This window comes from Enterobacter sp. CPE_E1241, assembly GCF_045618265.1.
Lineage (GTDB): Bacteria > Pseudomonadota > Gammaproteobacteria > Enterobacterales > Enterobacteriaceae > Enterobacter > Enterobacter adelaidei.
Genome location: NZ_JBIWYV010000001.1, coordinates 3,906,552 through 3,930,206, shown reverse-complemented (window position 1 = coordinate 3,930,206; position 23,655 = coordinate 3,906,552). Strand labels below are relative to the sequence as shown.

At 50.0% G+C, this 23,655-nt stretch carries 26 protein-coding genes; 12 read left to right on the top strand and 14 right to left on the bottom strand.

All coding sequences use genetic code 11. The features are described from left to right. The first annotated feature begins 83 nt into the window (after window positions 1-83). Together ACJ9Y9_RS19205 and ACJ9Y9_RS19200 are read left to right on the top strand one after the other, a co-directional pair. The gene (locus ACJ9Y9_RS19205) at window positions 84-626 is read left to right on the top strand and encodes a hypothetical protein (protein WP_023294875.1); all 543 of its coding nucleotides are present in this window, start codon (window positions 84-86) and stop codon (window positions 624-626) included. A gap of 2 nt (window positions 627-628) precedes the next feature. Beyond that, window positions 629-985, top strand: coding sequence for a putative T6SS immunity periplasmic lipoprotein (locus ACJ9Y9_RS19200; protein ID WP_032635620.1), 357 nt, complete (start codon window positions 629-631; stop codon window positions 983-985). 176 nt (window positions 986-1,161) lie between these two features. On the opposite strand, the gene ACJ9Y9_RS19195 is transcribed toward ACJ9Y9_RS19200, so the two are convergent. Both ACJ9Y9_RS19195 and ACJ9Y9_RS19190 read right to left on the bottom strand, forming a co-directional pair. Beyond that, window positions 1,162-1,719, bottom strand: a complete 558-nt coding sequence (locus ACJ9Y9_RS19195; RefSeq protein WP_023294876.1) for a recombinase family protein — start codon at window positions 1,717-1,719, stop codon at window positions 1,162-1,164. Window positions 1,720-1,999: 280 nt separating this feature from the next. Continuing rightward, the gene (locus tag ACJ9Y9_RS19190; protein ID WP_023294877.1) at window positions 2,000-2,350 is read right to left on the bottom strand and encodes a hypothetical protein; all 351 of its coding nucleotides are present in this window, start codon (window positions 2,348-2,350) and stop codon (window positions 2,000-2,002) included. A gap of 185 nt (window positions 2,351-2,535) precedes the next feature. Between ACJ9Y9_RS19190 and ACJ9Y9_RS19185 the strand changes: the two genes are divergently transcribed. The 4 genes from ACJ9Y9_RS19185 (at window position 2,536) to ACJ9Y9_RS19170 (ending at window position 5,543) form a co-directional block, all read left to right on the top strand. After that, window positions 2,536-2,742, top strand: a complete 207-nt coding sequence (locus tag ACJ9Y9_RS19185; RefSeq protein ID WP_023294878.1) for a hypothetical protein — start codon at window positions 2,536-2,538, stop codon at window positions 2,740-2,742. 983 nt (window positions 2,743-3,725) lie between these two features. After that, window positions 3,726-3,962, top strand: coding sequence for a hypothetical protein (locus ACJ9Y9_RS19180; RefSeq protein WP_084832169.1), 237 nt, complete (start codon window positions 3,726-3,728; stop codon window positions 3,960-3,962). Continuing rightward, entirely contained in the window at window positions 3,959-4,117 is a 159-nt protein-coding gene (locus ACJ9Y9_RS19175) for a hypothetical protein (RefSeq protein ID WP_023294880.1), read from the top strand. The genes ACJ9Y9_RS19180 and ACJ9Y9_RS19175 overlap by 4 nt, the downstream gene beginning before the upstream one ends. Then, the gene (locus ACJ9Y9_RS19170) at window positions 4,083-5,543 is read left to right on the top strand and encodes a DEAD/DEAH box helicase family protein (protein ID WP_023294881.1); all 1,461 of its coding nucleotides are present in this window, start codon (window positions 4,083-4,085) and stop codon (window positions 5,541-5,543) included. Before ACJ9Y9_RS19175 ends, ACJ9Y9_RS19170 begins: the two co-directional genes overlap by 35 nt. 347 nt (window positions 5,544-5,890) lie before the next feature. Here ACJ9Y9_RS19170 and ACJ9Y9_RS19165 read toward each other — a convergent pair whose 3' ends face one another. Together ACJ9Y9_RS19165 and ACJ9Y9_RS19160 are read right to left on the bottom strand one after the other, a co-directional pair. Then, on the bottom strand, window positions 5,891-6,244 hold the full coding sequence (locus tag ACJ9Y9_RS19165) for an NIPSNAP family protein (protein WP_023294883.1): 354 nt from the start codon (window positions 6,242-6,244) through the stop codon (window positions 5,891-5,893). Beyond that, window positions 6,244-6,657: a GNAT family N-acetyltransferase gene (locus ACJ9Y9_RS19160; RefSeq protein ID WP_023294884.1), complete on the bottom strand. Its 414-nt coding sequence runs from the start codon at window positions 6,655-6,657 to the stop codon at window positions 6,244-6,246. Before ACJ9Y9_RS19160 ends, ACJ9Y9_RS19165 begins: the two co-directional genes overlap by 1 nt. 484 nt (window positions 6,658-7,141) lie before the next feature. On the opposite strand from ACJ9Y9_RS19160, the gene ACJ9Y9_RS19155 reads away from it, so the two are divergent. Then, complete coding sequence (locus tag ACJ9Y9_RS19155) at window positions 7,142-7,609, top strand: hypothetical protein (protein WP_023294886.1); 468 nt, start codon at window positions 7,142-7,144, stop codon at window positions 7,607-7,609. 92 nt (window positions 7,610-7,701) lie between these two features. Here ACJ9Y9_RS19155 and fabV read toward each other — a convergent pair whose 3' ends face one another. The 7 genes from fabV to ACJ9Y9_RS19120 form a co-directional block, all read right to left on the bottom strand. After that, a complete protein-coding gene (gene fabV, locus ACJ9Y9_RS19150; RefSeq protein ID WP_023294887.1) occupies window positions 7,702-8,898 on the bottom strand; it encodes an enoyl-ACP reductase FabV in 1,197 nt (398 codons plus the stop codon). Window positions 8,899-9,034: 136 nt separating this feature from the next. Next, the gene (locus ACJ9Y9_RS19145; RefSeq protein WP_023294888.1) at window positions 9,035-10,240 is read right to left on the bottom strand and encodes a tyrosine-type recombinase/integrase; all 1,206 of its coding nucleotides are present in this window, start codon (window positions 10,238-10,240) and stop codon (window positions 9,035-9,037) included. 788 nt (window positions 10,241-11,028) lie between these two features. Further along, a complete protein-coding gene (locus ACJ9Y9_RS19140) occupies window positions 11,029-12,099 on the bottom strand; it encodes an ABC transporter ATP-binding protein (RefSeq protein WP_028016943.1) in 1,071 nt (356 codons plus the stop codon). Then, window positions 12,092-13,861: an iron ABC transporter permease gene (locus tag ACJ9Y9_RS19135; protein WP_028016942.1), complete on the bottom strand. Its 1,770-nt coding sequence runs from the start codon at window positions 13,859-13,861 to the stop codon at window positions 12,092-12,094. The genes ACJ9Y9_RS19140 and ACJ9Y9_RS19135 overlap by 8 nt, the downstream gene beginning before the upstream one ends. 80 nt (window positions 13,862-13,941) lie before the next feature. Continuing rightward, the gene (locus tag ACJ9Y9_RS19130; protein WP_028016941.1) at window positions 13,942-15,030 is read right to left on the bottom strand and encodes an ABC transporter substrate-binding protein; all 1,089 of its coding nucleotides are present in this window, start codon (window positions 15,028-15,030) and stop codon (window positions 13,942-13,944) included. Between the two features lie 168 nt (window positions 15,031-15,198). Continuing rightward, window positions 15,199-15,894, bottom strand: a complete 696-nt coding sequence (locus ACJ9Y9_RS19125; protein ID WP_152546594.1) for a response regulator — start codon at window positions 15,892-15,894, stop codon at window positions 15,199-15,201. Further along, a complete protein-coding gene (locus ACJ9Y9_RS19120; protein ID WP_028016939.1) occupies window positions 15,878-17,518 on the bottom strand; it encodes a sensor histidine kinase in 1,641 nt (546 codons plus the stop codon). The genes ACJ9Y9_RS19125 and ACJ9Y9_RS19120 overlap by 17 nt, the downstream gene beginning before the upstream one ends. 178 nt (window positions 17,519-17,696) lie before the next feature. Between ACJ9Y9_RS19120 and yjdI the strand changes: the two genes are divergently transcribed. Then, entirely contained in the window at window positions 17,697-17,927 is a 231-nt protein-coding gene (gene yjdI, locus ACJ9Y9_RS19115) for a 4Fe-4S mono-cluster protein YjdI (protein ID WP_008499689.1), read from the top strand. Window positions 17,928-17,937: 10 nt separating this feature from the next. Beyond that, window positions 17,938-18,210, top strand: coding sequence for a GNAT family N-acetyltransferase (locus ACJ9Y9_RS19110; RefSeq protein ID WP_028016938.1), 273 nt, complete (start codon window positions 17,938-17,940; stop codon window positions 18,208-18,210). A 26-nt stretch (window positions 18,211-18,236) separates the two neighbouring features. Here the strand turns inward: ACJ9Y9_RS19110 and ACJ9Y9_RS19105 are convergent, their stop codons facing one another. Then, entirely contained in the window at window positions 18,237-18,848 is a 612-nt protein-coding gene (locus tag ACJ9Y9_RS19105; protein ID WP_028016937.1) for a LysE family translocator, read from the bottom strand. 115 nt (window positions 18,849-18,963) lie between these two features. Between ACJ9Y9_RS19105 and ACJ9Y9_RS19100 the strand changes: the two genes are divergently transcribed. Then, entirely contained in the window at window positions 18,964-19,434 is a 471-nt protein-coding gene (locus ACJ9Y9_RS19100; protein ID WP_028016936.1) for an Lrp/AsnC family transcriptional regulator, read from the top strand. A gap of 36 nt (window positions 19,435-19,470) precedes the next feature. Here the strand turns inward: ACJ9Y9_RS19100 and ACJ9Y9_RS19095 are convergent, their stop codons facing one another. Then, entirely contained in the window at window positions 19,471-20,700 is a 1,230-nt protein-coding gene (locus ACJ9Y9_RS19095; RefSeq protein WP_028016935.1) for an amino acid permease, read from the bottom strand. A 119-nt stretch (window positions 20,701-20,819) separates the two neighbouring features. After that, window positions 20,820-21,281, bottom strand: a complete 462-nt coding sequence (locus tag ACJ9Y9_RS19090) for a multidrug/biocide efflux PACE transporter (protein WP_028016934.1) — start codon at window positions 21,279-21,281, stop codon at window positions 20,820-20,822. A 105-nt stretch (window positions 21,282-21,386) separates the two neighbouring features. On the opposite strand from ACJ9Y9_RS19090, the gene ACJ9Y9_RS19085 reads away from it, so the two are divergent. Together ACJ9Y9_RS19085 and ACJ9Y9_RS19080 are read left to right on the top strand one after the other, a co-directional pair. Then, window positions 21,387-22,253, top strand: coding sequence for a LysR family transcriptional regulator (locus ACJ9Y9_RS19085; RefSeq protein ID WP_028016933.1), 867 nt, complete (start codon window positions 21,387-21,389; stop codon window positions 22,251-22,253). A gap of 93 nt (window positions 22,254-22,346) precedes the next feature. Beyond that, window positions 22,347-23,525 (top strand): acetyl-CoA C-acetyltransferase, encoded by a 1,179-nt coding sequence (locus ACJ9Y9_RS19080; RefSeq protein WP_028016932.1) that lies wholly within the window; start codon window positions 22,347-22,349, stop codon window positions 23,523-23,525. Window positions 23,526-23,655 lie beyond the last annotated feature (130 nt).

Here is a 23,655-nt window from a genome sequence, read left to right as displayed (position 1 = left end):
TTGATGAATGGCTAATGTTCGTGTATAGACTATTTCGACTTATGATTTTACGATTTAGATAAATCATACAAGGAGGACGGTTTATGAGCGCACAGGCAGAAGAAGGAACATTACGCCGGATGACTTTAGGCGAGATAGCAATGGCTCGTAGGGTGTTCGGTGATTCGATAGTGTATAGCCGTGTCTGGATTCATTGCGACAGCTATTTACCATTCGGACTACAAAAACAGAACTACGCGATGACTCCAAACGGGGAGTTATGGTACAGAAAGTCGATGTACAGGGAAGATTTTTCCGCAAACTCGGTTTTCATCGAAGATAAATATGTTTTCATCCATGAGCTGGGGCATGTCTGGCAACACCAACACGGGCAATGGGTGAGAATGCGGGGAGCTTTTAGCTGGGCTGCTGAATATACCTACAGGCTGGATAAAGAAAAGCTCACTGATTATTCTCTTGAACAGCAAGCCTCTATTTTAGCTGATTACTGGTTACTGCTGGTTTATGGGATCAGTAAGTGGTCTTACTATCAGAGACCAGGGCGCATGGGGATGTACAGGGGCGTAGATTTGTTGCAGGATGTCCCTTCGCTTTACCAGAAAATCGTAACAGGGAAGGGGCGTTAAACATGAAAAACAAAATGTTGCTGGGTGTTGTATTCCTCTTAACGGGATGCCCTGGGCCAGGTGATCGAATGGTAGATCGTGAATCTACAACGGCATTGATCAAAGATAATCAAGTTTGTGTGTTGTCACCACTGGAGCCGCAGGAACGGATCACTGCTATTCAAATCAAAAGCGATAATAGCGACTCTCTTCACAAGATTTTCGATGACAAGCCTGTTTATGTGCCGAAGGGGGAGTGTCTTCCTGTATTTGGATTTAAGTTTACGTCTGGGGAGCGGTATAGCTTCGCGTATGACGTCCAATCTGATAAGTCAGAATCACATTTAGTCACCGCTGAACTTTCATACCCTAAAGAATAGGGGGCAAACTGCCCCTTTATATTCATTTCAACGCACGTACGTGATCAAGTAAGCGTTTAATGCGCGTATATATCTCTTAATGCATATAGTCTATCACGCTTGCTGAAGCCGCTTAACAACCTGATCGAAGGCTCCCGCTTGTAACTGGGAGATTCCTCAAATATCAGTAAGATGGGTCAGTAGGTCTTTAGTCGGTAGAAGGTGGCTTTGCTGATAGCCAGCCTATCTTGAACCATTGCTGGAGAGCAACCTTGATCTAATAGCTCTCTCACCTGTTCAGCGGTTGCTTTAATCGGTCTGCCACAATGTTTGCCTTCCGATTGAGCACGCTTGATACCTGCCGTTCTGCGCTCTGCTATCAGGTCTTTCTCCAGGCTGGCAAGTCCTGCCATCATGGTAAGCATTGCTTTACCCACTGGTGTTGACAGGTCGAACCCTTCTCGCAAGCTGACAACCTTCACGCCCTTCGCTTGCAACATTTCAACTGTCGACAGTACATCAATGGTATTACGTCCCAAGCGGTCTATGGCAATCACAATCAGCGTATCGCCTTCTCGCACATAGCTGAGTAGTTCACCAAACCCTGGACGATCTGATGCCTTTACTGCACCACTCACGGCTTTATCACTGAACCAGCGATTAACACTATATCCAGCTTCGGTTATCTGCTGCTTCTGGTTTTCAACGTTCTGGTCGCTGGTGGAAACTCGCACATATCCGATCACAGTTGTCATGATGTTCTCTAAGTCTCAAAAGATAGTATCAAAATAATAGCTGTCCCAAAATAAAAGATCAACCTTTTGAGACAAGGCGAAGCCGCATTTTGCCGTTGTGTCGGTGTAGTCTTATAAGGAGATTGTTTTGAGACTGGATAATAGAGGTTTAGGACTCGGGACTGAGAGCAAATGTAAGTGGAAATGATAATCGCGAAGCTGGTGATAGGCTCAAATGCTCGTTGCGGTTTGATTGTTGGGGTCGAGCAAATATATAGGGCGTGATTACTCACGCCTTTGTTTACATCTCAGAGCACAGGCTGAGCGTGTAGACAGCAGTCTGTCCATCATTGTTTGTGGGGCGCATAACGAAAATAGGCTCACTCCCATTGTCGATGTATGTGACGGCAATCCCTCCGTCTGGCGTGGCGTACATCTTCGCAATACTTTTCTCACCCAAGAAACCGAGTCGCCAGGTTTTACCACCCATGTTCACCTTCATACTTTTGTCCTGCACATCAAGGCGAGTTTCGACTGAAGATTTTTGGCTACCAGAATCGATCTGCCCTTCCTGGATCGCCTTACAGGTGAATGTGGTTGCACTTGAGGCGAAGGGGAGAACGATCAGTGACGTGAGAATCAATCTTTTCATGGTCTTCCTTTTCTTGTTTGATTTGGTGACAAGGCGCTGTTAGCGCATTACCTTATCTTACCACTTTAATTAATTAAATCGATCTTATAGATCAGTAAAATCGATCGATGTGGGTGATACAATGCTATTGTACAAATACTGAGCACTGTGACATTCGGCGATAACAGTCAACTGGAGTGAGGCTTATGAAGAAATCAATATTGGTGATATCGGGACTACTGATTTCACAGTTGGTGATGGCAGGACAAATCACAATGACAGATCCGCAGCAGGAAAAAACGGAGAATGGTAAGACGCTTTGCACCTATGAGAACAGCCAGTATGTTTTCACCTACGTCACTAAAGGGCAGTGCCCGTATGCAAAGACTTTCAATACCAGTAGTTCAGAGTAAAAGTGGGTATAAAAATCGCTGGTTATTTTAACATCGCAAGAAAGAACGGTTGCTTAGTATTAGCACTTAATGATTCGTCATTGATTTAGCTGTAAGCCGCATAGAATAAGGCTTTGTTGAAAGTTGATGGAAGGATAAAAGTTTCGTAAAGGCGTTAGAAAATGAATAATAAGGGAGGAATTATGATAGGTTACATCTATCAAATGTGGTTGTTTATCGGTTATTTACATCCTGTTAGTCATGAGGAGTTTTCCGGCTTTCTGGAGTGTTGTTTCATGCGGAGCACTGCGACCATGAAAGGTATGCTGCATGAGTAGCATGTAATGCGGAGCATGGAAGATATCGATTACAGGAAAGTAACCTTTGTACCTGATGTTATTACTCAGAAGCTATTTTCCTGTAAAGAAAATCTGCTATGCTCGCAGTACTCACATAACGAACATTAATACCTAAAAAACCATTAACTACTATTTAAATAGTAAATATTGATTATTTCCTGTGTTATGTACTCGTACACCTCGTCCATGAATCCATTGTGCAAGTTACTCTTGTGAAAATGAGTTTATGCACCATTACACACTTTCAGTGTTTCATTGTAAGCCTCCATTTTTACCGAAGATGCAAATAACTCTAAAGTACCTTTAGACTTTTCTGCATCCTCTGTATCAGGTTACTTGTGCAAATGGCGTAGCCATAAGAGCGGCTTACTTGCATATTAAGCCGGAAATTTCATTGTTAATAATATAGATAAGATGGTATCCGAGTCAGTGAAGCTACCGGACATCCATGATGTATGTGGGAGAGCAACGTGACCATACGATCCTTGATAGTATCTTGTTGAAAGTTAATAAATAACTTGACAAAACGTTCGTTTCATGGTAAGGTGGTATTAAGTGAGGGATATCTTCACTTCTCTAACAAATGCCCACTCTAATGACTTTATCTTCATGCCTCCTCCGGGTAAACGGTGTGGGGGTTTTGTCATGTCTGGAATATACACAATACTCATTCCCGATGAGTTGCTAAGCAGGAGGAACATTGCTTTGAAATATTTTAGTAGTGACCAGGTTTTTAATGAACTGGTCAATGGCGAAGTCACTCGTGAAGTGATATATGCATCTATGAACGTAGCCAGAAAACGCAAATACGCGGAACGTGAAAAACTGTTTGCTGATGCACTCGCTCGATTTGATGAATACCGAAAGGAAAAAACAAAATGAATATCCGATTCACTGATGACATCCACAAGGCGCTGATTGAACGTGCCAACCGTGAAGACAAATCAGCCGCCGCGCTGGTGAGTGAGTTAATAACAGCAGTCCTAAACCGAGAGGAACCGAATGACCGAAAAGAAACCAGTAGTAAACTTCGTTAATGCGATTTGCGGCTCAGGAAAGAGCCACCGTTTGAAAGAACACATTTACGACTTCAATCGAGAAGCTGTCCCAGAAAAGTTCTTAATCGTAGTACCAACCCACGCTTTAGCCGAGCAGTTCAAGCAAGAACTAAATCGTTTGAGAATCCCAAATCATCACATTTGCGTTGAAGGTGCGACTCTCAACCTGAAAAGTACTCTGGCGAACAGCTTCCAAACGAATGTGGTGATAACCACCCACGAATGTTTCACCAACTACTGCCACCTCGCTACGTTCAATCCTGAGATGCGCTCTCTACTGGCAGAACACAACGTGATGATTGACGAGATCCCTGATGGTTGGTTTGGGGCTGAAGCGAAGATCCGACATGCGGACAGAACGGCAGAAAACTTCCCATTCCTGGCATGGCTGGAAGAGCGAAACGGGTTGCTCTATTTGCGTGATGAGCACTACGACAAGCTGTACCAGTATTACCATGAGAAGCACGCTAACAGCGACAGCCTGAAGAAAGTGCTTTACGTGGCGCTCGACGGTGGTGGTGTGATGCATACCGAGTGTGATTCTTCATACAGCTTCTTTGCATACACTTATAACCCGATACTGAAGGCCGCAACGTGGGCGAAGAGCTTCACTGTGCTTGGCGCTGGTGTAGATCGCAGTGGGTTTGTATGGATGGCTGAGAACGTTGCTCAAATCGCAGTACAGGAAGCCGGGGAACACCTTCAGCCAGAACCCGAGAGACGCAAGCATAAGAACGTGCCTATCAAGATTGTGGTTGTCCTCTCAGAAGATGTCAAAAGAGCGGGGCAGTCAGAGCTGGCTAATGTTTTTAACAGTCATCTGAAAGAGATAAATCAGATTGTTGGGAAGGATTTTATCTTCGCAACTAACAACGATAAACCCATCTGTGACTTCCAAACTATTGGACTCGCTGAGCTCGGTGATCGCATGGGAGGTGAAGCTGTTTCGATGTCCAGCTACGGAATGAACAGCTACCAGGATGTTCACAGTGCTGTGTTCCTCGGATGTGCAAATCTGGGCGATAAAGATCGTAAGAGATGGGCTGACTATTGCAAACGTATCGGTTGGGATTTTGAAACGGTGATGAAGAAGAAGCGCCAGGCAATGTATCTTGAACGGTGCTACCAGTTTCTTAGCCGAACATCCATTCGCAACACTGATACCGATCACCCTCTCGTCTTTGTCGTTCCCGACATGGCGGCAGCGGAATACCTCAAAACCCATTACTTCCCTGGCTCAACCATCGAATGCCTTGGGATCAAGAAAGCTGGCAAGCAGGAAGAAACACGCTTGAAGGTGCTGGAATACAAGGCGCAAGGGCTAACTCAGAAAAAGGCTGCTGAAGTGATGGCGGTGTCTGTGAGGACAGTCGCAACCTACTGGAACCAGGGCGCTTACGTATGATTATCGCGCTTTACTGGTATCTGCTGTTCCTGTTTATCTGGGATGCAATCCGCACCTTTGAAAAACGTAGAAAAACAGAACGCAAAACTGAATCTCGGGATGTTTGATGTGGTGATTGATACAGCAAAGGGGCTAATGCCCCTTTTCTCGTTTTTTTAGTTTGTAGATTGAGCTAACACCGTTGCTGCACGCTGTTTAGTTTTTTCGCTTGAGCGCGGATTATCGCGTGCCTTAGCTGCAACTGTCTCCATTCTTTTTCGCTGGTATGGCGGAAAGTATCATGTTGTGTAAGCGGTGAAGGTGTAGTTTTGATGAGTTTTAAAGTTTGTCCGGCAGCAGAAGCGAATTTACTGGGCATTTACCATCGCCACATACCTATCTAACTCTTCCATACTTCCAGACGGCATGCTTACCACTGTTTTTTGGCTGCTTTCTATACAGCTGATGATGTCTTCGCGTGGGCCGCTGCGCCAGTCAGTGCTTGCATAAAAAGCATCAAGGACAACAACCATGTTCTCATGGCTATCAAAAGCGCGTATCAAATAGTAGCAATCCGGGTTATGCATGGAGTGTCCGAACGAAATAACCTCGATCCCGTGGCGCTGGTGTAGGGGAATGCTGATTTCCCGCATGATATTGTGAAAAGTGACTCCGGTGCCTTTGCGTAATGTGTATTGCAATATTTCGATGATTCGTTCCATTAATGCGATCCCCAAATGAGCGCCATCCCTTCGCTTTCAGGACGGACGGTTTTAAAACCGAATTTTTCATATAGCTCTGGAACATCTGCGATCAAGGTAATGTATGCTCCAACTGGTGCTTGTTGCCCGAGCCAGGACATTAATGCCTCCATGACTTTCCGGCCCAGCCCTTTACCTTGATGTTCTGGATCGACTGCAACATCTACGATTTCGAAGTTGAGCGCTCCATCTCCGACAATCCGCCCCATGTCGACAATAAGATCAGAATATTCAATATATACGCCATGACAGCTTCTTGGGAGGGCTTGTTTTGCGGCCTCAAGAGGGCGGGGGGTTAAACCGGATATGATGCGCAAGCGGCAAAAGTCCTCTGCGGGTGGCACTGCATCAACCAGAGTGTATCGTGATTCCATATTCAGCCTCAGTGCCATGAATGATCTTTTGTTTAGCATTAACAATCGCATCTATGCAATCTTCACGGTCTATTATAAAGACCGCCTCGTCACTGCCGAAAATATTTGAGGGCTGTGACTGAGTGGGGGGACGGTCATCAACTGGGGGATGACGGTAGATATTACTTTTTTTGCTATATGTTGTATGATGTTTTTTAATGTTGTGTAGATGTTTTGTTTTTTCTTTGACGCCGCTTCGCTTATTACCTACTATTAAAAAGGTTAAGTAGTTCTATCCTTCATTTAAGATGAGGTGTTTTCATGCCTAAACAAAAGGTAGTTCGTGATGCGGGTACTGGTCAGTTTGTAAAGCCGGAAGAGGCTAAGAAACGTCCAGGGACAACTGTTACGGAAACTGTAAAAATCCCCCCCTAAAAAAGGGAAAAAGTAAAAACATCTCAAAGCGCTCATTAGTAGCGCTTTTTCTATTTCTGGAGATCTTTTGATGGAAAACCATAACTTTGAAAGGCTAAAAGAACATATTTTGTCGTTATCTGTTTCAAAAAACTTCGAAGTTGCCAAAACAGAGTGGAGTCTACATTCGATAGAAGTTTCTGAAGAAATGGATTTCTGTCCCTGTGGTCAAGATATCAAAGAGCATTGCTATATTGAAAATAAAAAAAATGGCAATACCACGTATGTCGGTAACGTTTGTATAAATAGGTTTTTGAATATTTCAACTGGAACTTTGTTTGAAGGGTTGAAAAGGATTAAGAAAAATATTCATGCCAATCCAAACTTGGCATTGATTGAGTATGCAAATGATAAAGGGTATTTATACGATAAAGAGTATGATTTCCTTGTTGATACGATGAAGAAAAGAAATCTTAGTGAAAAACAAAGGTTGTGGAAAGAGAAAATAAATAATCGTATCCTTAAAGAAGTCGTTGTTAAGAATCGTACAGCAAGATGAGTATTATTTTTTAGTAACTCCGATTTGATAACGCTGAAAACCAACACATTATATACAGAGTTTAAGAAATAAGGGGCTTGCGCCCCCTTTTCTTAGATTAATGTTTTCACATCAAAATCTATGTTTGTATCGGTATCGGCTTCGTAGTTAACCTCTTCAAATCCGAAACCAAACAACTTCAGGAACTCTTCTTTATAAGCAATGTAGTCTGTTAGCTGCTCCAGATTTTCATTGGTGATCGTCGGCCACAGATCTCGACATGCTTGCTGAACGTCTTCCCGAAGTTCCAGATCGTCCATGCGGATTCGCTGCTCGTCATCAAGTTTGGCACTACCCCCATATAGGCTGGTAGTCATCAGACGATTAATTTGCTCGATGCAGCCTTCGTGGATCCCACGATCTTTCATGAGCTTGAACACGATAGAAATATAAAGCGGCATGACTGGAATAGCTGAAGACGCTTGGGTGACAACAGACTTTAACACCGCGACGTTTGCAGCACCGTTGAGAGGAGCCAGCTTGTTGCGTAACGCGTTTGCCGCCCGATCCAGGTCTTCCTTCGCCTTACCGAGCGCACCGTGCCAGTAAATAGGCCAGGTCAAATCCGTGCCGATGTAGGAGTAAGCAACGGTCTTCACACCATCAGCCAGAACGCCAGCGTTATTAAGCGCATCAATCCACAGTTCCCAGTCCTCGCCACCCATCACGGTAACAGTGTTACGCACTTCTTCTTCGGTTGCCGGTTCGATACTGGCAGTAATGATCTGATCTTTGTTGGTATCAATGGCTTTAGAGGTATAAACCTCACCGATTGGCTTCAGCGCAGAGCGAACAATTTCGCCTGTTTTTGGCATCTTTCTTACCGGAGATGCAAGCGAATAAACCACTAAATCAATCTGACCCAGATCTTCTTTGATGAGGCTGATAACTTCGTCGCGGCACTCATCGGAGAACGCGTCGCCGTTGATGCTTTTCGAGTAAAGACCTTCACGTTTCGCTGCTTCATCAAAAGCCGCAGAATTATACCAGCCCGCAGAGCCAGGCTTGGTATCCGTACCCGGTTTTTCAAAGAAGATACCGATAGTGGAAGCACCACCGCCAAATGCTGCAGAAATTCTGGATGCAAGCCCATAACCAGTTGAGGCACCGATCACCAGCACACGTGCAGGACCATCAGTGAGTTTTCCGTTTTTGCGGACGTACTCGATTTGTTTGTTTACGTTGACCTGGCAACCAACCGGATGTGTAGTTGTGCAGATGAAACCACGAATCTTGGGTTTAATTATCATGTTGATTTTAATCCATTTTGCAAAACTTCTTTAACATACAATAATGATAACTTTTTTATGAAAAGTTGTAATGAATAATACACATTCATTAACTAACTCTGGGAAGGATAATGGTCTTGTTGAAACGTTACTATAATTAGATTTCAGGGTAGTCCACCAATTCGACATACCCTGCTAACTCTTCCATGCTCGCCCCCTGTGAATAGGTACGGAATGCTTCGGTTTTCGCTTTCTGTTCAGTGTGTCCGGTGATACTGCCTATTCTTGTTTCCTGCACCCCGGCACGGTCTAAGCATGTGATGAACATCCCGCGCAAGCTGTGGAAGCATTGACGATCTGTAGCGGTAGGCAAAACCTTGTCACGCAACCTGGTGAAGTTTTGAGAGTAGTACGGCCCTTTCTTACCATCCTTCCTGTTAATCTTGTTAGCTTGTGGGAACAGGTATTCGCCGTAACTGTGGTTCAGGTATTCATCGACAATCGCAGATAGCCGGGAATGAATAGGGACGTACCGTACCCCCGCCTTAGTCTTTGATTTCGAAATGTAGAAACAGCGTACACATTCCACCGTTTTGATCTCTGACTTCTTTAGGCTTGCCAGTTCATCAAGGCGGCATCCTGAAAACAGCCCCATGATTATGATGTTCCTGATCTCCGGCTCTGCTGCATCAAGTAACTTTTGCATCTGGTCAGGTTCAAACGGCTGATAACTCTCTATCGTGCGGCGTGCTTCGAGGTTATGACCGTGAAAAGGGTTGCGGTCTGGTATGCCATCGTAGCGGCGCTTTGCAAACTCGTAGAGGCTCCCTAAACACGTTAGCCAGTTTTGACGAGATTGATCGGCGGCTCCTTTCTCCTTTTGTGTATCGAGGAACTCAGTCACCAGGCGGCGGCCTATCCTTTCTAAGGCAATGTCCGGTTGTTTGGCACTTTCAAGGAATAGTTCAACGGCTCGCGCTGATTTGCTTAACGTTGAATAAGAGCGGCGGTTTTTATAGCTTTCGGCGTATTCGTCCCGTAATAGGCACAGAGTGGGAATCGAACAGGATCGCGTTACAGGTTGAGGGCGGCTCTTGTTCTTCTTCTCTTCGGTATGCAAGGCGGCTATTGACTGCTGCAACCACTGATCGGGGTTGCTCGGATTGTACTTCCGCTTAAGCTCTTCCCATTCTAATAAGAGGTAGTTTCTGAACCGTCGAGCCTCATTGAGATCGCGGGTTGAGGTGGTTTTGCGCCACATCCGGCACGGATATAAAAATCTGAGGTACTTCGGGACGAAGATCTGAAACATCCAGATTCCGTCTTTTCGTTTGTATAGGTAAGCCTGGCCCTTGATTGACACGATAATGATCCTCTATTATCACGTAATCAGTTACCTATGCTGATCGCAATATCGTTATCTGTTAGTAGGTTACAGAAGTGGAATGGATTTTTGTTCGATTCCCTTCGCCCGCTCCAGTTTCAACTCTTCAGAAGTCTTCCAAACTCAATTTTCATTCGATAAAACAGCGATTACAGTCTTTTAAGAGTCTCTTACATATGGAATATTTCCGCTCTGAAATATTTCTCGATTAAAGATCCTGACTGTCACCATCCTTTCCTTCCTGATAATAATCATCCAAATAACAACATCATGAAATTACCGGACAACTACCTTTGTGAGATCCGACTTTCCTATTTAGAGCACATCACGTGCACACTGTTCGAATCGAGATCTATCTACAGGGATGGTGCCCGGCGGTCGTCCGAAAGCGAAAGGCCGGAAAGATCATGACTGTCTGCCTGCGGAAGAAGTAGGTCCTGAGCAGAGATAACCTGTGTAACACAGACATCAGATTCCCATTCGTCTTCGGCATACTAATGGCCATATTTGATCATGCAGTCATCCTTTGCCGGCAGCGTCATAAAGGCAACACAGGAGGCCTTATGGAACAACACAACGTTGTACCGTTCCTCCTGATCCGCCTCTCTGAATTTTCGACGTGCGTGCGTTCTGCAGGTTTTCATACGAGCTGGTGAGATTAATGGTGATATCGGAATACTCAGCGCGGAACTTATCCCGACGGCGCAACAGCCAAGACACATACACAAACAGAAAAGGCCGCATCCCGCAGCCTTTTCTTTTTCCATTCACCCTTTCGGGAACACCCAAACATGCTTTTCCGGCAGCGAAAGATGGCAGTGCTGCGGGTCGCGAACTTCATGCCCATACGCGCGGATTACAAAATCATCCCCCGCCGTGCGGAACAGGTACTCCCAGCGGTCGCCAAGATACATGCTGGTGAGCAGCGGCAGCTCAAGCTGATTTTCCCCAGGTCCCTCGACCACCGCCACGCGCTCGACGCGGATCACCGCCGTGGCTTCATCACCGCTTTGTACCCCTTCGCCCGCCTGGCCCCACAGCACCCAGCCTTTTCCTTCGATACGCGCTTTGCCGTCGCGTACTTCGGTGACCTTGCCGTGCAGGCGGTTGTTACTGCCCATAAACTCGGCGGTAAACAGCGTTTTCGGCGAGCCATACATCTCCTGCGGCGTGCCCTGTTGCTCAATTTTACCGTTGTTGAGCAGCAGGATGCGGTCAGAAATGGACATTGCTTCGTTCTGGTCGTGCGTCACCATGAGCGCGGACAAACCGAGTTTGATAATCAGCTCACGCAGGAACACGCGGGCCTCTTCGCGCAGCTTGGCGTCGAGGTTAGAAAGCGGCTCGTCCAGCAAAATCACCGGCGGGTTGTACACCAGCGCCCGGCCAATCGCCACGCGCTGCTGCTGTCCGCCGGAGAGCTGGTGCGGGTGACGTTTGCCAAGATGCCCCAGACCAAGCTGATCCAGCACATCCTGCACGCGCTGCTGGATCTCTTTGGCCGACACTTTACGCAGTTTGAGCGGGTAAGCCACGTTTTCAAAAACGGTTTTGTGCGGCCACAGGGCATAGGACTGGAACACCAGCCCCAGGTTACGCTCTTCCGCAGGGACCTCACTGCGCGGCGTGCCGTCGTAAACTTTGTTTTTGCCAATAATAATCGAACCCTGGGTGGGTTTCTCCAGGCCCGCTACTGCACGAAGCAGGGTGGTTTTGCCGCTGCCGGAAGGGCCTAACAGGGAGACCACTTCGCCGCGCTTGAGGTTCATGGAGACACCTTTTAAAACAGGATTGTCGCCGTAGGTTAAGTGCAGATCGTCAACCGCTAATTCAATCATGTATTTTGACTCCGAAACGAAGGGCAATGCCCAGACCTACCACGACCAGCAGGATGTTAATGAAAGAGAGCGCCGCCACGATATCAATGGCACCCGCAGCCCAGAGGGAAACCAGCATCGAGCCGATGGTTTCCGTGCCGGGCGAAAGCAGGTACACACCCGTTGAGTATTCGCGTTCAAAGATCAGGAACATCAGCAGCCACGAACCAATAAGACCGTAGCGGGAAAGCGGAATGGTAACGTGACGGGTGATCTGGCCACGCGTTGCCCCGGTGCTGCGCGCCGCTTCTTCAAGCTCCGGCCCCACCTGCAGCAGCGTGGAAGAGATGAGCCTCAGCCCATAAGCCATCCACACCACGGTATAGGCCAGCCAGACGCTGAAAATGGTGCTGCGCAGCGAACGCAGCCAGACGATGACGTTTTCGCGCATCCAGTCCGTCCAGGCAAACCCGGAAAGCCAGCCGGATTTCAGCGCGTTATCCAGCCACATCGGCAGGAACAGGAACACCCACAGGAATGCCAGGCCCGCCAGCAGGCCAGGCACGGCGCGCGGTACCAGCACGCTGTAGTCCAGGAAACGCGTGGTGTTATCCGGTTTACGGTGCATGGCAATGCCGACAAACAGGTAGCAGACCACCGCCAGCGCGCCGCCAATCACGCCAATCGCCATGGAGTTGACGATGGCGCGCAGCAGGTTGGGCTGCGCCCAGATGGTGCGGAAGGTGTTCAGAGAGAGCTCATCCCACAGCGAAACGCCCACGCCCCAGTTGGAGATAAACGCGCGCAATACCACGCCGAGCAGCGGAACGCCGATGGTGACGGTGAGCCAGAAGGCAATCACCGCGCCAGCAACCCAGCGCCATTTACCCAACGGTAGCGCGCGGGCCTGAGAGGCTTTTCCCTTCATGGTGACGAAGCGGTTGGCGGTGCGCATCAGGCGACGCTGGAGCATCACCAGCGGGATGGTGATGCAGATCAGCACCACCGCAACCGCCGCCATCAGGTTATAGGATGGGGTACCCATCTTGTTCGTCAGCTTATAGAGATAGGTCGCCAGTACCATGTTGCCTTCCGGGTCGCCGAGGACCAGCATCAGGCCGAACACTTCCAGCCCCAGGAAGAACAGCAGCACGGTGGCGTACAGAATGGAAGGGCGCACCATCGGCAGGCTGACGGAGGTCATCACCTGCCAGGGCGACGCCCCCGCGGTGCGCGCGGCCTCTTCCACATCGGAACCCACGCTGCGCAGCGCTGACGAGATATACAGATAGGCGTGCGGGACGTGCGTCAGACCGGCGATGACCACAATGCTCGACATGTCGTAGATATTCCACGGCACAAAGCCAATCAGCGCCTCAGCCCACTGGGAGAGAAAGCCTACTGGACCGGCGGCTACCACGTAGCCGAAGCCCAGTACCATCGGTGAAACGAAAATCGGGACCAGGATCAGCGGCTCAATCAGCCGGCGACCGGGCAGGTCGGTACGCACCATCAGAAACGCCAGCACGCCGCCCAACGGAATAGAGATAAAGACCAGCCCGAAAGCAAGAATAAAACCACTTTTCAGGGCTTTATAAAAATCAGGGTCGGTGAAAATAAACTCAAATGATTCAAAGCTCCACTCTTTTGACGGCGAAAAGAACGGGGCGGACAGGAAGCTCTGTATCACGATAAACGACAGCGGCGTGTAGATAACCAGGGCGGTTATCAGCACGACGATGCCTCGCGGCAGGCTTTGCCACTTTCTGCGTAATGTATTCATGGGGTATCCCTGGTGTTGCAGCCCAGAAAAACGAACTCAGTCGATAAGGGAGCGCGGCGGCCTGCGCCGCGCTCAGACGCTTATTTGCCGGCGGCGGTACGCCACTCTTTGATGTACTCCAGGCGTTTTTTCGGCTGCAGGTATTCCAGCAGCGTTTCATCAACCGGGATCGGCTTCAGCGCGTTGCCGAGGATTTTGGTCAGGCCGTCGATATCATTTTTCCCTTCGATATCGTTACGAATGGACGGAATGTCAGCCTGGTTTGCCAGAATGTTTTGCCCTTGTTCAGACAGCACATAGTCCAGCCACAGTTTTGCCGCATTGCTGTTTTGCGATTGCTGGCTGATGAACGACACGCGCGACAGCACCAGGGTGTAATCTTTTGGATAGGAAATGCCGAGCGACGGATCGTTCTTCGCACGTGCTTCCGCATAAGATCCGAGGATATTAAAGCCGATCAGGTTTTCACCGGAGGAGACGCGCTCCATCATGGTACCGGTAGAGGACTGTACCGATAAACCACCTTTGGCAACGTCTGCCAGGGTTTTGAAGTAATTAGGATCGGCATTGTGATCCTGGACTGAAAGCATAAAGCCCAGACCCGATTTTTCGATGTCGTAGGTGGTGACTTTGCCCTTGAATTTGTCCGTCTGGCTGGCAATCAGCTTCGCCAGCGCGGTGTGAGAGTCCGGCACGTCGCCGGCCGGGATCAGACGCTTGTTGTAGATAAAGACCACCGGCTCATAGGTGGTGCCGTATGCTTTATCTTTCCAGACTGCCCATTTCGGCAGTTGGCTTTGCTCCGGAGATTTGTACTCCATGGCGTAGTCGGTGGCGAGCTTCAGACCGGTGTCCATGGATGAGCTCCAGACCACGTCGCCGCTCACACCACCTGAGGCCTGTTCGCTGATGAAACGGTTGTACAGCTCGGTGCTGTTCATGTCGTTGTATTCAACTTTGATGCCCGGGTAGGTTTTTTCGAAGCCCTGGATCAGCGGCCCGGCAGCTTTGATGTCGGTGGTGGAGTAGATAACAACCTTGCCCTCTTTCGTTGCGGCATCAACAACTTTTTGATACTCAGCAGGATAGCCCTGCGGCAGGGCAGACAGTGCAGAAGCAGAGAACAGTACAGTAGCGGTAAGCAGAGAAATTCGGAACGTGTTCGACATTATAGTTAACCTTTTAGTTACATTTGAGGAACTAATTGTCAACATAGCGCAGTGGGCTCCACCCACAATAGGGTGAAGCGGGCAATGATTCCGAAGTGTGATTGTTGCCGTCGTTTCAGCAATTAACACCATAAAATCCGCGAACGTTAGCCTGTGAACGGTTTCGGATTACGGTTTATCGGCGGCTTTGCGGTACAACCTTCGCGGATGACCAATATTGCCATACAGCATTTCGACGCTGATTAACCCGCTCTCCACGCAGTATTCAAGATAGCGACGCCCCGTGGTTTTACTGATCCCGACGTTCTCCACTACCTCTTCCACCGACATCGCCCTGTCGGGATTGTCGGCGAAAAATTGTTTCATCCGTTCCAGCGTTTGGGGCTCAATCCCTTTCGTCGACGGTGTAACGGACGATTCCGCGGCAGGCAGGTTAAACAGGCGATCCAGCGCATGCTGGTCGACCACCTTCACCTGCTGTACGGTATGGATGAAGCGCATAAACCGCTCAAGAGAGGCGTGCAGACGCTGGAAAAAGACGGGCTTAATCAGATAGTCGAACGCACCGCTGCGCATGGCATGGCTGCAGGTTTGCATATCGCTGGCGGCGGTGATGAAGATCACCGAGCATTCGTAGCTTTTTAGCAGTGGGTTGTCGATTAACTCCACGCCTTTACCGTCCGGAAGATAGTTATCCAGCAAAATTAGCCGCGGCTGATGCTGACGAATCAGGCTACAGGCCTGCTCAATGGACGCGGCGATGCCCACCACGCGCAAAAGGAAATTTTGCTCGATATACTCGCGATGCAGCTCCGCCAGGTGCGGTTCATCTTCAACTATCACAACATCAAGTGGTCGGGTCATGCTGTTGCCCATTCGGAATAAACACAGAAAAAATAGTGCCCTGTGGCGTGTTGTCGGCAATCTCAATACTGCCGCCAGCCTTATCGATATATCCTGCCACCAGAAACAGACCAATACCGTGCTCGGTGCCGACAATGTCGTTCTCACTGTCTGGTTTACTGCTGAACCCCTGGCGGAAGATATGCGGCTTCATCGTATCATCCACCCCACAGCCACGGTCAGCCACCTCTATCAATAACTCCTGATTGCGGTCAGAAATGTAGAGCTCAACAGGTGCAGGCACCGGCGCTTTCAGGGTTGCATCCACGGCGTTATCCAGCAGATTACCAATAATGGACATCAGCTCCGTTTCATTGAGGGTGGCTGGCATGCGGGTGAGCTGACAGGCGGGATCAAACAGCAGTTCAATGCCTTTTTCGCGTGCGCTGACATATTTTCCTAACATCAGCCCACACAACGCCGGAGAAACAAAACGGGCAGAGACAAAGTCCAGCACGCGCTGCGCCCCTTCTGACTGCACCTGGATGTAACGGATTGCCTCATCATAGTGTTTCATTTGCAGCAACCCCACCAGCGTGGCGGTCCAGTTCAGCTGTTCGTGGCGCATAATGCGCAGGTTATCCGCATAGCGTTTGATCTGACTGAGCTGGCTGCTAAGCGTGTTAATGTCGTTTTTGTCGCGAAAGCTATATACCCAACCACTCTCGACACCCGGTTCAACCTCGATCGCCACGCGGTTAACGATCACCTCTCGCTGATTAAGCACCGCAATCTGGTCGTGGTTGCCGCTGCTCACCGAAGCGTAGCGCTGAGACAGGAATCCCGGGGAGGTTTGCAGAACATCTTTCAGCGGTTTGCCGATAAGGTCTTTCTCACTTTGCCGAATATCCAGCATCTCTCGTGCCGCACGGTTAATGAGAATCAACTGCTTCTCTTTATTAATGGCGAATATCCCTTCATACATGGCTTCCAGCAACGCTCTTTGCTGCAAAACCAGTTGAGCAATATCCTTTGGTTCAAGCCGGAACATCTGCTTTTTAAGATTGCGGGTAAACAGCCATGAGAAAATAAACAGCAGCAGCAGAAGACCTGCACCGTACAACCCGGATTGCCAGAGAATGCGGGCATTAATATTGGCGATATATGAGGTCAGATAGCCGACGGAAACAATGCCAATCACCTGGTGCTGCGCGTTAAAGATGGGGGCTTTGCTGCGCAGTGAAACCCCGATTCCGCCCTGGCGCACGGAAATAATGGTTTTGCCTTTTAACACCTCGGCATTATCCCCACCGATCATCGGTAAATTAATCCGCTCCGGGGATTCAGAATGATAAAGGTGCTGTTCCTGGGGATCGCCAATCACAATATAGCTGGCATCGCTTTCGGCACGCAGCGGCTGAATTAACCGGGCAATGCCGGGGATATCTCGGGCCGCAACCATTGCCGCCAGACCCGGCATCAGCGCGATCTGACTGGCCTGAACCCTGGCGCGCTGGCCAAGATCGTGATGGAGCTGTCGGTCAATAAAATGAAACAGGATCGTTCCCAGCAGAACTAACAGCAGGCAGGAGAAGCACACCAGCGCTAAAAAAAGCTTTACCTGAAAAGAGAGTCTGCGTTTCATTCAACCTGCGGTAGCCATTTAAAAGTGAGACATTTGCGGAGCCTGACATGCACATCAGGGGCGCGCAATCCGGCATGAAAAGAGTTGTGACCTGGCTTTTCGTTTTCGGTGTAATAGCCATCGGGATCGCGTAAGGCTATGCTTCATTTCATACCAGAATAATTACAGAGGCAATGTCATGGATAAAGAACTACTGGATGCAGGTTACCGGGCCTATACCGGCGAGAAAATTGATGTTTACTTCAATACCGGGATCTGTAAACACTCAGGTAACTGCGTACGCGGAAGCGCTAAGCTGTTTAACCTGAAACGTAAACCGTGGATCATTCCCGATGAAGTGGACGTTGAAACGGTTGTACGTGTGATTGATACCTGCCCGAGCGGTGCGTTGAAGTATCGCCAAAAATAAGCGAGGAACCATGGATATTCTGGAAGGCCATAACAAGTTTTACGTGAACGATGCCCACGGAAATCAGGTCGCGGAGATTGTTTTCGTACCGACCGGCGAGCACCTGAGCATTATTGAGCACACCGACGTCGATCCGAGCCTGAAAGGGCAGGGCGTTGGCAAACAGCTGGTGGCGAAAGTGGTGGAGAAGATGCGCGGTGAGAACCGTAAAATTATTCCGCTGTGCCCGTTTGCTAAACATGAGTTTGATAATACGCGGGAATATGACGATATTCGGGCGTAAGTAACACCGGCGATGGCCGGTGTTTTTTATCTTGCCTGCTCAAACAGCAATACCATCGCTATCAGCACCATCAACCCTCCCGATGCTCTGCTCACCAGACGCGCCGCCTGTGGCCGGGTCGCCAGCACGGCTTTCGAGCCATACCCCACCAGCAGGTAGACCAGCGTACAGGTGATAAGATGCATCATCCCAAGCGCAGACATCTGCATCGCTATCGACCAACTTCCGGTTGGGTCTGTAAATTGCGGAAGCAGGGCCAGGAACAGCAAAAAAACTTTCGGGTTTAGGCCGCTAATACAGAGTCCTTTCACCGCCCACTGTGTCCAGTTTCCCGTATGGCGGGTGGCCTTTTCCGGTGCGGCTGGGTGACGCAATAACGTTATGCCAAGCCACAGGAGATACAGGGCTCCCGCCACGGTCAGCCCGGCTAACGCCATTGGATGTTGAGCAATTAAAACGCCCACGCCCGCAACCACTATCATCGTAGCCAGCAGATGACCGGACATCAGCCCCATCACAGCCGGGACCACGCGTCGACCGTTAATTCCGGCGCTAATGGCATAGGCCCAGTCCGCCCCCGGCGTCATAATAAGCAGAAAAGAAACCACCCAAAAGCCGGCCACAATACTCATTTCCATCGTCCTGAAGACCCCCGCAGTGCGTCAAACGTTGAGAAAAAGAATATCGCTAACCCTGCGAAATAGGCTTTCAATGTTATGCTCATAACACGGTGAAACTGAGAAAATCTTCCACATGGATAGCATTGATAGAAAAATTCTTGCGGAACTGCAATCTGACGGTCGTTTATCACTTACTGAGCTGGCAGAGCGGGTGAATCTGAGCCTCTCGCCGTGCCATCGTCGCGTGCGGGCGCTGGAGCAAAGCGGAGCCATAACGGGATACCGCGCCAGCCTCGATCCCGCCAAAATGGGATTTAACTTCCTGGCGATAGTATTTGCGACGCTTAAAGAGGGTGACAGAAAAGCGGTTAGCGCCTTTGAAGATGCGGTGGAAGAGATACCGCAAATCGTGCTGGCACAGCGTTTATTTGGCGATCCCGATTATTTGATGCACGTTGTGACGCGTGACCTGTCTGCATTTCAAAAACTCTATGACGAGAAACTCTCAGCGATGCCGGGCGTGCAGCATCTTCGCTCGACGCTTGTCATGAAAACGGTCGTTCAGGACAGGCCTTTTCCGCTGGATACGACAGGACGAGACTGAATGGCGTGCCCGGCAGAGCGACGGGCACGAAAGGGATTAGCCGACAAACATCACCGACACGCACAGCACGCCGACGATCAGCGTCAGCAGGTTGCCAATGGAACGGTACTGTTTCAGGGACGGGATCAGATACGTCGACAGCGTCGGCATGATAAACAGGATCATGGCGATAAGCGGACCGCTGATGGCATAAATCATCGAAATGGCATTCGGGTTTATGCAGCAGACCGCAAAGGTGATTAACGACACCCCGATAATGGAAACTGCACGGTTAAAGGCGCGGCTCTTTTTCACGCCCACCTGATTCAGCGACGACTTCACGATCTCCGTCGCCCCTTCAATCACGCCAAAATAGGTGCCGAGGAACGATTTCGACATCGCAATAATCGCCACGATAATCCCGGAAATACCCAGCCATGCCGGAGAGGAAGGCATCATCGACAGCGCGGACAGGATCGTAACCCCTTGCTCTTTGGCGGTCACAATATAAGACGGTGGAATAGAGAGCAGGCAGCTGAAGACAAAGAACAGCACGCTCAGGCAGATAATGAGGTACGCCACCTTCATGATTTTCTTGCATTTATCCATAGCACCGTCAGCAAACTTCTCACGACGGTCAACGGCAAACGTTGAGATAATCGGGGTATGGCTGAAAGCAAAAACCATCACCGGAATCGAAATCCATACCTGATGCAGGGTATGTTGATCAAATGCCATCTGGCTGGTGAGCAGCGAGGGTTGCCAGCTTCCCGTCAGATACAGGGAGACAAACAGGAAATAGGCAATCAGGGGAAACACCAGGAAGCCCATCACTTTTATCGTGATATGTCGTCCCATCAGGAAGATCAGATTAAGAACCAGCACCACCCCCAGGCTGACCAGTACGCGAACGGCGGTATCCACCGTCAGGTGTTTTGCCAGTTGCTCCGTGAGCGAGTTGGTGATGGCCACCGCATAAATCTGCACCACCACAAAGAAGGCGATGAAATAGAGCGTGGTGATCAGGTTGCCAATCTTCCTGCCGTAATAGTGCGATACGGCGCCGGTGATCCCTTCATTGCCTTTGGTTTTCGACGACAGGATAAATTGTGCCAGCGCTCGGTGCGGCCAGTAGGTTAACGGATAAGCCACAAGGGCGGTAATAAACAGGACGATAGCGCCTGCGGAGCCCAGCTGAATGGGCAAGAACAGCGTTCCTGCGCCCACGGCCGTGCCGTAGAGAGCGAAACTCCAGAGAGTCTCATCTTTTGACCAAATTTTCGACATTAGAGCAACGTATCAACTATCAAACCATCGGAATGGAGTGCAATTTACCATAGTTATGCGTAGAGAGCGCAGTTGCTTCGACGGAGTTTGGCCGGACCAGTCGTCCGGCCAGGGGGGAGTTAGCCTGCCAGGGCGCGTCTTTGCTGACGACGCTTAATGAATTTTTCACGTAACGTGTCATATGCCCAGTTGTAGAACATGGTGTACGGCAGGAAGAACAGGAAGAAACCTATTTCCAGCGTGAATGCCTCTAGCAGCGTGACGCCCAGCACGGCGGCGACAATCGACAGGCCGATCACGATGAACCCGCATTCGAACCCCAGGGCATGCAGCGCACGGACTTTTGCCGTACGTTTGACGCGCTGAACAGGCCAGAAACGGTCGAAGCCGAAGTTATAAATAATGTTCCAGAGCATGGCGGTGGTGGCCAGAATAATGGTTAACCCGCCCATCTCAACCACGGAACGCTGCATGAGCCACGCCGCCGTAGGGGCGAGGATCGCCGTGGCAATCCCTTCGAAACAGACAGCATGAAAGATCCGCTCCGGCAGTTTACGTTGGAGTGCATCCTGGTGTTGCATAGTCATAGACCTCGTTAATTCGCCAGTATGGGCGTTGATGGGGCCTATTTTTATCGTTAAAGATGATATATTAAAGATGGTATCCATCGTAAAAGTAGATAGATCATGCGCTATTCCCCCGAAGCCCTTACTGCGTTTGTTGAAACCGTCGCGGCGGGTTCTTTTTCTGCTGCCGCACGCCGGTTGCGTAAAAGCCAGTCGACGATCAGCACGTCCATTGCCAATCTTGAAGCCGATCTGGGTTTCGAGCTTTTTGACCGCTCGGCGCGCCAGCCGGTGTTGACGGCTCAAGGGGAGCAGGTGCTGGGCTATGTGCAGGCCATCCTCGCCGCCAGCACGCGGCTTGATGAGCTGGCAGTATCATTAACGGCGCAAACGGAGGCGCGTCTGACATTTGTCCTTTCCGATACCCTCAATCCGGATGTGCTGGAAGATCTCATGAACCAGTTTGACCGGCGCTTTCCTCATACGGAATTCGAATGCCTGATTGGCGAAGAAGAGGACGTCATCGATCTGCTGCAAAAGGAGCGAGCGCAGATTGGCCTGACGGAAGCGCGGGACAGTTATCCTACGGATATCGGCGTCACACGGCTGCCGATGCAGACCCGCATGGCAATATATGTTGCGACCACGCATCCTCTGACCGGCCAACCTGAAATTCAGGCCGACGAACTGCACGGCTGGCGAGAGTTGCGGCTCAGCACCTATCTTGAGCGCGAGGCGGCGCTCGCGCGCGGGCCCGTCTGGTCAGCGCCGAATTACCTGTTACTCTTGAGTATGGCAGTACAGGGATTTGGCTGGTGCGTGTTGCCGTGCGCACTGGTGGATGAATTTGCCGCCGCGAAATCCCTGGTACAGCTAAATGTCCCCGGCTGGCCGCGGGCGACAGGGATCGATCTGCTATGGAATAAACGATCCCCGCCAGGTATTGCCGGAAGCTGGCTGCGGCAGTATCTGCAGGATGCGCGCTGATCCTTGTGATTAAACTCACTATTTTTAAACAATTAAGATAATTGCCAGTAACAATCCTCTACTATCGTCATGTCATTTAACACAGAGGTCGTGATGAAAGATGTCGTAATAGTGGGTGCGTTGCGTACAGCTATCGGCTGTTTTCAGGGAGCGCTTGCGCGTCACTCGGCGGTTGACCTGGGCAGCGTGGTAGTAAAAGCGCTGGTGGAACGTAGCGGGATCGCAGCCCATGAAATTGATGAGGTGATCCTGGGACAGGTTCTGACTGCCGGAGCCGGGCAAAACCCTGCGCGCCAGGCGGCGCTGAAAGGTGGGTTGCCCAATACCGTCTCCGCAATCACCATTAACGACGTCTGTGGATCAGGACTAAAAGCGCTACATCTTGCAACGCAAGCCATTCAGTGCGGTGAAGCGGATGTGGTCATTGCGGGCGGACAAGAGAACATGAGCCGCGCGCCGCACGTATTGACCGACAGCCGTACCGGCGCACAGTTAGGCAACAGCCAGTTGCTTGATAGCCTGGTGCATGACGGGCTCTGGGATGCGTTCAATGATTATCATATGGGTGTGACGGCGGAAAACCTGGCGCGCGAGTACGGCATCAGCCGTGAGCTGCAGGATGCTTATGCCTTAAGCTCGCAGCAAAAGGCGCGCGCGGCGATTGATTCCGGCCGTTTTCGCGATGAAATTGTCCCTGTCAGCACGCAGCGTCAGAACGGCGAGGTTGTCGTGGTGGATACCGATGAGCAGCCGCGTACCGACGCCAGCGCTGAAGGTCTGGCGAGGCTTAACCCTGCTTTTGAAATGCAGGGGTCGGTTACGGCGGGAAATGCTTCCTCCATTAATGATGGCGCAGCGGCCGTCATGATGATGAGCGAAAGCAAAGCCCTTGAGCTGGATCTCCCCGTAATGGCCCGCATCAAGGCGTTTGCCAGCGTAGGTGTTGATCCTGCGTTAATGGGGATCGCGCCAGTGTATGCTACCCGTCGCTGCCTGGATCGTGCGGGGTGGCAGCTCTCAGATGTGGATCTGATCGAAGTAAACGAAGCCTTTGCCGCTCAGGCGATCTCGGTCGGCAAAATGCTGGAGTGGGATCCCCTGCGGGTAAACGTCAACGGCGGGGCGATCGCGCTGGGACATCCTATTGGTGCGTCCGGCTGCCGGATCCTGGTATCGCTGGTCCACGAAATGAAAAAGCGGAACGCCCGTAAAGGCATTGCCACACTCTGTATAGGTGGCGGGCAGGGGGTGGCGCTGGCCATCGAACGTTAACCTCTTCTCATTCTAAAAAACCTCCTGCGGGAGGTTTTTTTATGGTGCTGTGTTTCTCAATCCCCATTTATCGTGATCCGAACGTCATTTCCGATACAAACAAAAATAAAAATGAAACGTTGTTTTAAAT

Coding starts and splice junctions, on each gene's coding strand:
- ACJ9Y9_RS19095 (WP_028016935.1), bottom strand. CDS start 20,700: ATGTCGAAAATTTGGTCAAAAGATGAGACTCTCTGGAGTTTCGCTCTC.
- ACJ9Y9_RS19085 (WP_028016933.1), top strand. CDS start 21,387: ATGCGCTATTCCCCCGAAGCCCTTACTGCGTTTGTTGAAACCGTCGCG.
- ACJ9Y9_RS19205 (WP_023294875.1), top strand. CDS start 84: ATGAGCGCACAGGCAGAAGAAGGAACATTACGCCGGATGACTTTAGGC.
- ACJ9Y9_RS19180 (WP_084832169.1), top strand. CDS start 3,726: ATGTCTGGAATATACACAATACTCATTCCCGATGAGTTGCTAAGCAGG.
- ACJ9Y9_RS19120 (WP_028016939.1), bottom strand. CDS start 17,518: ATGAAACGCAGACTCTCTTTTCAGGTAAAGCTTTTTTTAGCGCTGGTG.
- ACJ9Y9_RS19135 (WP_028016942.1), bottom strand. CDS start 13,861: ATGAATACATTACGCAGAAAGTGGCAAAGCCTGCCGCGAGGCATCGTC.
- ACJ9Y9_RS19160 (WP_023294884.1), bottom strand. CDS start 6,657: ATGGAATCACGATACACTCTGGTTGATGCAGTGCCACCCGCAGAGGAC.
- ACJ9Y9_RS19165 (WP_023294883.1), bottom strand. CDS start 6,244: ATGGAACGAATCATCGAAATATTGCAATACACATTACGCAAAGGCACC.
- ACJ9Y9_RS19190 (WP_023294877.1), bottom strand. CDS start 2,350: ATGAAAAGATTGATTCTCACGTCACTGATCGTTCTCCCCTTCGCCTCA.
- ACJ9Y9_RS19110 (WP_028016938.1), top strand. CDS start 17,938: ATGGATATTCTGGAAGGCCATAACAAGTTTTACGTGAACGATGCCCAC.
- ACJ9Y9_RS19175 (WP_023294880.1), top strand. CDS start 3,959: ATGAATATCCGATTCACTGATGACATCCACAAGGCGCTGATTGAACGT.
- ACJ9Y9_RS19090 (WP_028016934.1), bottom strand. CDS start 21,281: ATGCAACACCAGGATGCACTCCAACGTAAACTGCCGGAGCGGATCTTT.
- ACJ9Y9_RS19100 (WP_028016936.1), top strand. CDS start 18,964: ATGGATAGCATTGATAGAAAAATTCTTGCGGAACTGCAATCTGACGGT.
- ACJ9Y9_RS19170 (WP_023294881.1), top strand. CDS start 4,083: ATGACCGAAAAGAAACCAGTAGTAAACTTCGTTAATGCGATTTGCGGC.
- fabV (WP_023294887.1), bottom strand. CDS start 8,898: ATGATAATTAAACCCAAGATTCGTGGTTTCATCTGCACAACTACACAT.
- ACJ9Y9_RS19130 (WP_028016941.1), bottom strand. CDS start 15,030: ATGTCGAACACGTTCCGAATTTCTCTGCTTACCGCTACTGTACTGTTC.
- ACJ9Y9_RS19185 (WP_023294878.1), top strand. CDS start 2,536: ATGAAGAAATCAATATTGGTGATATCGGGACTACTGATTTCACAGTTG.
- yjdI (WP_008499689.1), top strand. CDS start 17,697: ATGGATAAAGAACTACTGGATGCAGGTTACCGGGCCTATACCGGCGAG.
- ACJ9Y9_RS19195 (WP_023294876.1), bottom strand. CDS start 1,719: ATGACAACTGTGATCGGATATGTGCGAGTTTCCACCAGCGACCAGAAC.
- ACJ9Y9_RS19125 (WP_152546594.1), bottom strand. CDS start 15,894: ATGACCCGACCACTTGATGTTGTGATAGTTGAAGATGAACCGCACCTG.
- ACJ9Y9_RS19155 (WP_023294886.1), top strand. CDS start 7,142: ATGGAAAACCATAACTTTGAAAGGCTAAAAGAACATATTTTGTCGTTA.
- ACJ9Y9_RS19140 (WP_028016943.1), bottom strand. CDS start 12,099: ATGATTGAATTAGCGGTTGACGATCTGCACTTAACCTACGGCGACAAT.
- ACJ9Y9_RS19105 (WP_028016937.1), bottom strand. CDS start 18,848: ATGGAAATGAGTATTGTGGCCGGCTTTTGGGTGGTTTCTTTTCTGCTT.
- ACJ9Y9_RS19080 (WP_028016932.1), top strand. CDS start 22,347: ATGAAAGATGTCGTAATAGTGGGTGCGTTGCGTACAGCTATCGGCTGT.
- ACJ9Y9_RS19200 (WP_032635620.1), top strand. CDS start 629: ATGAAAAACAAAATGTTGCTGGGTGTTGTATTCCTCTTAACGGGATGC.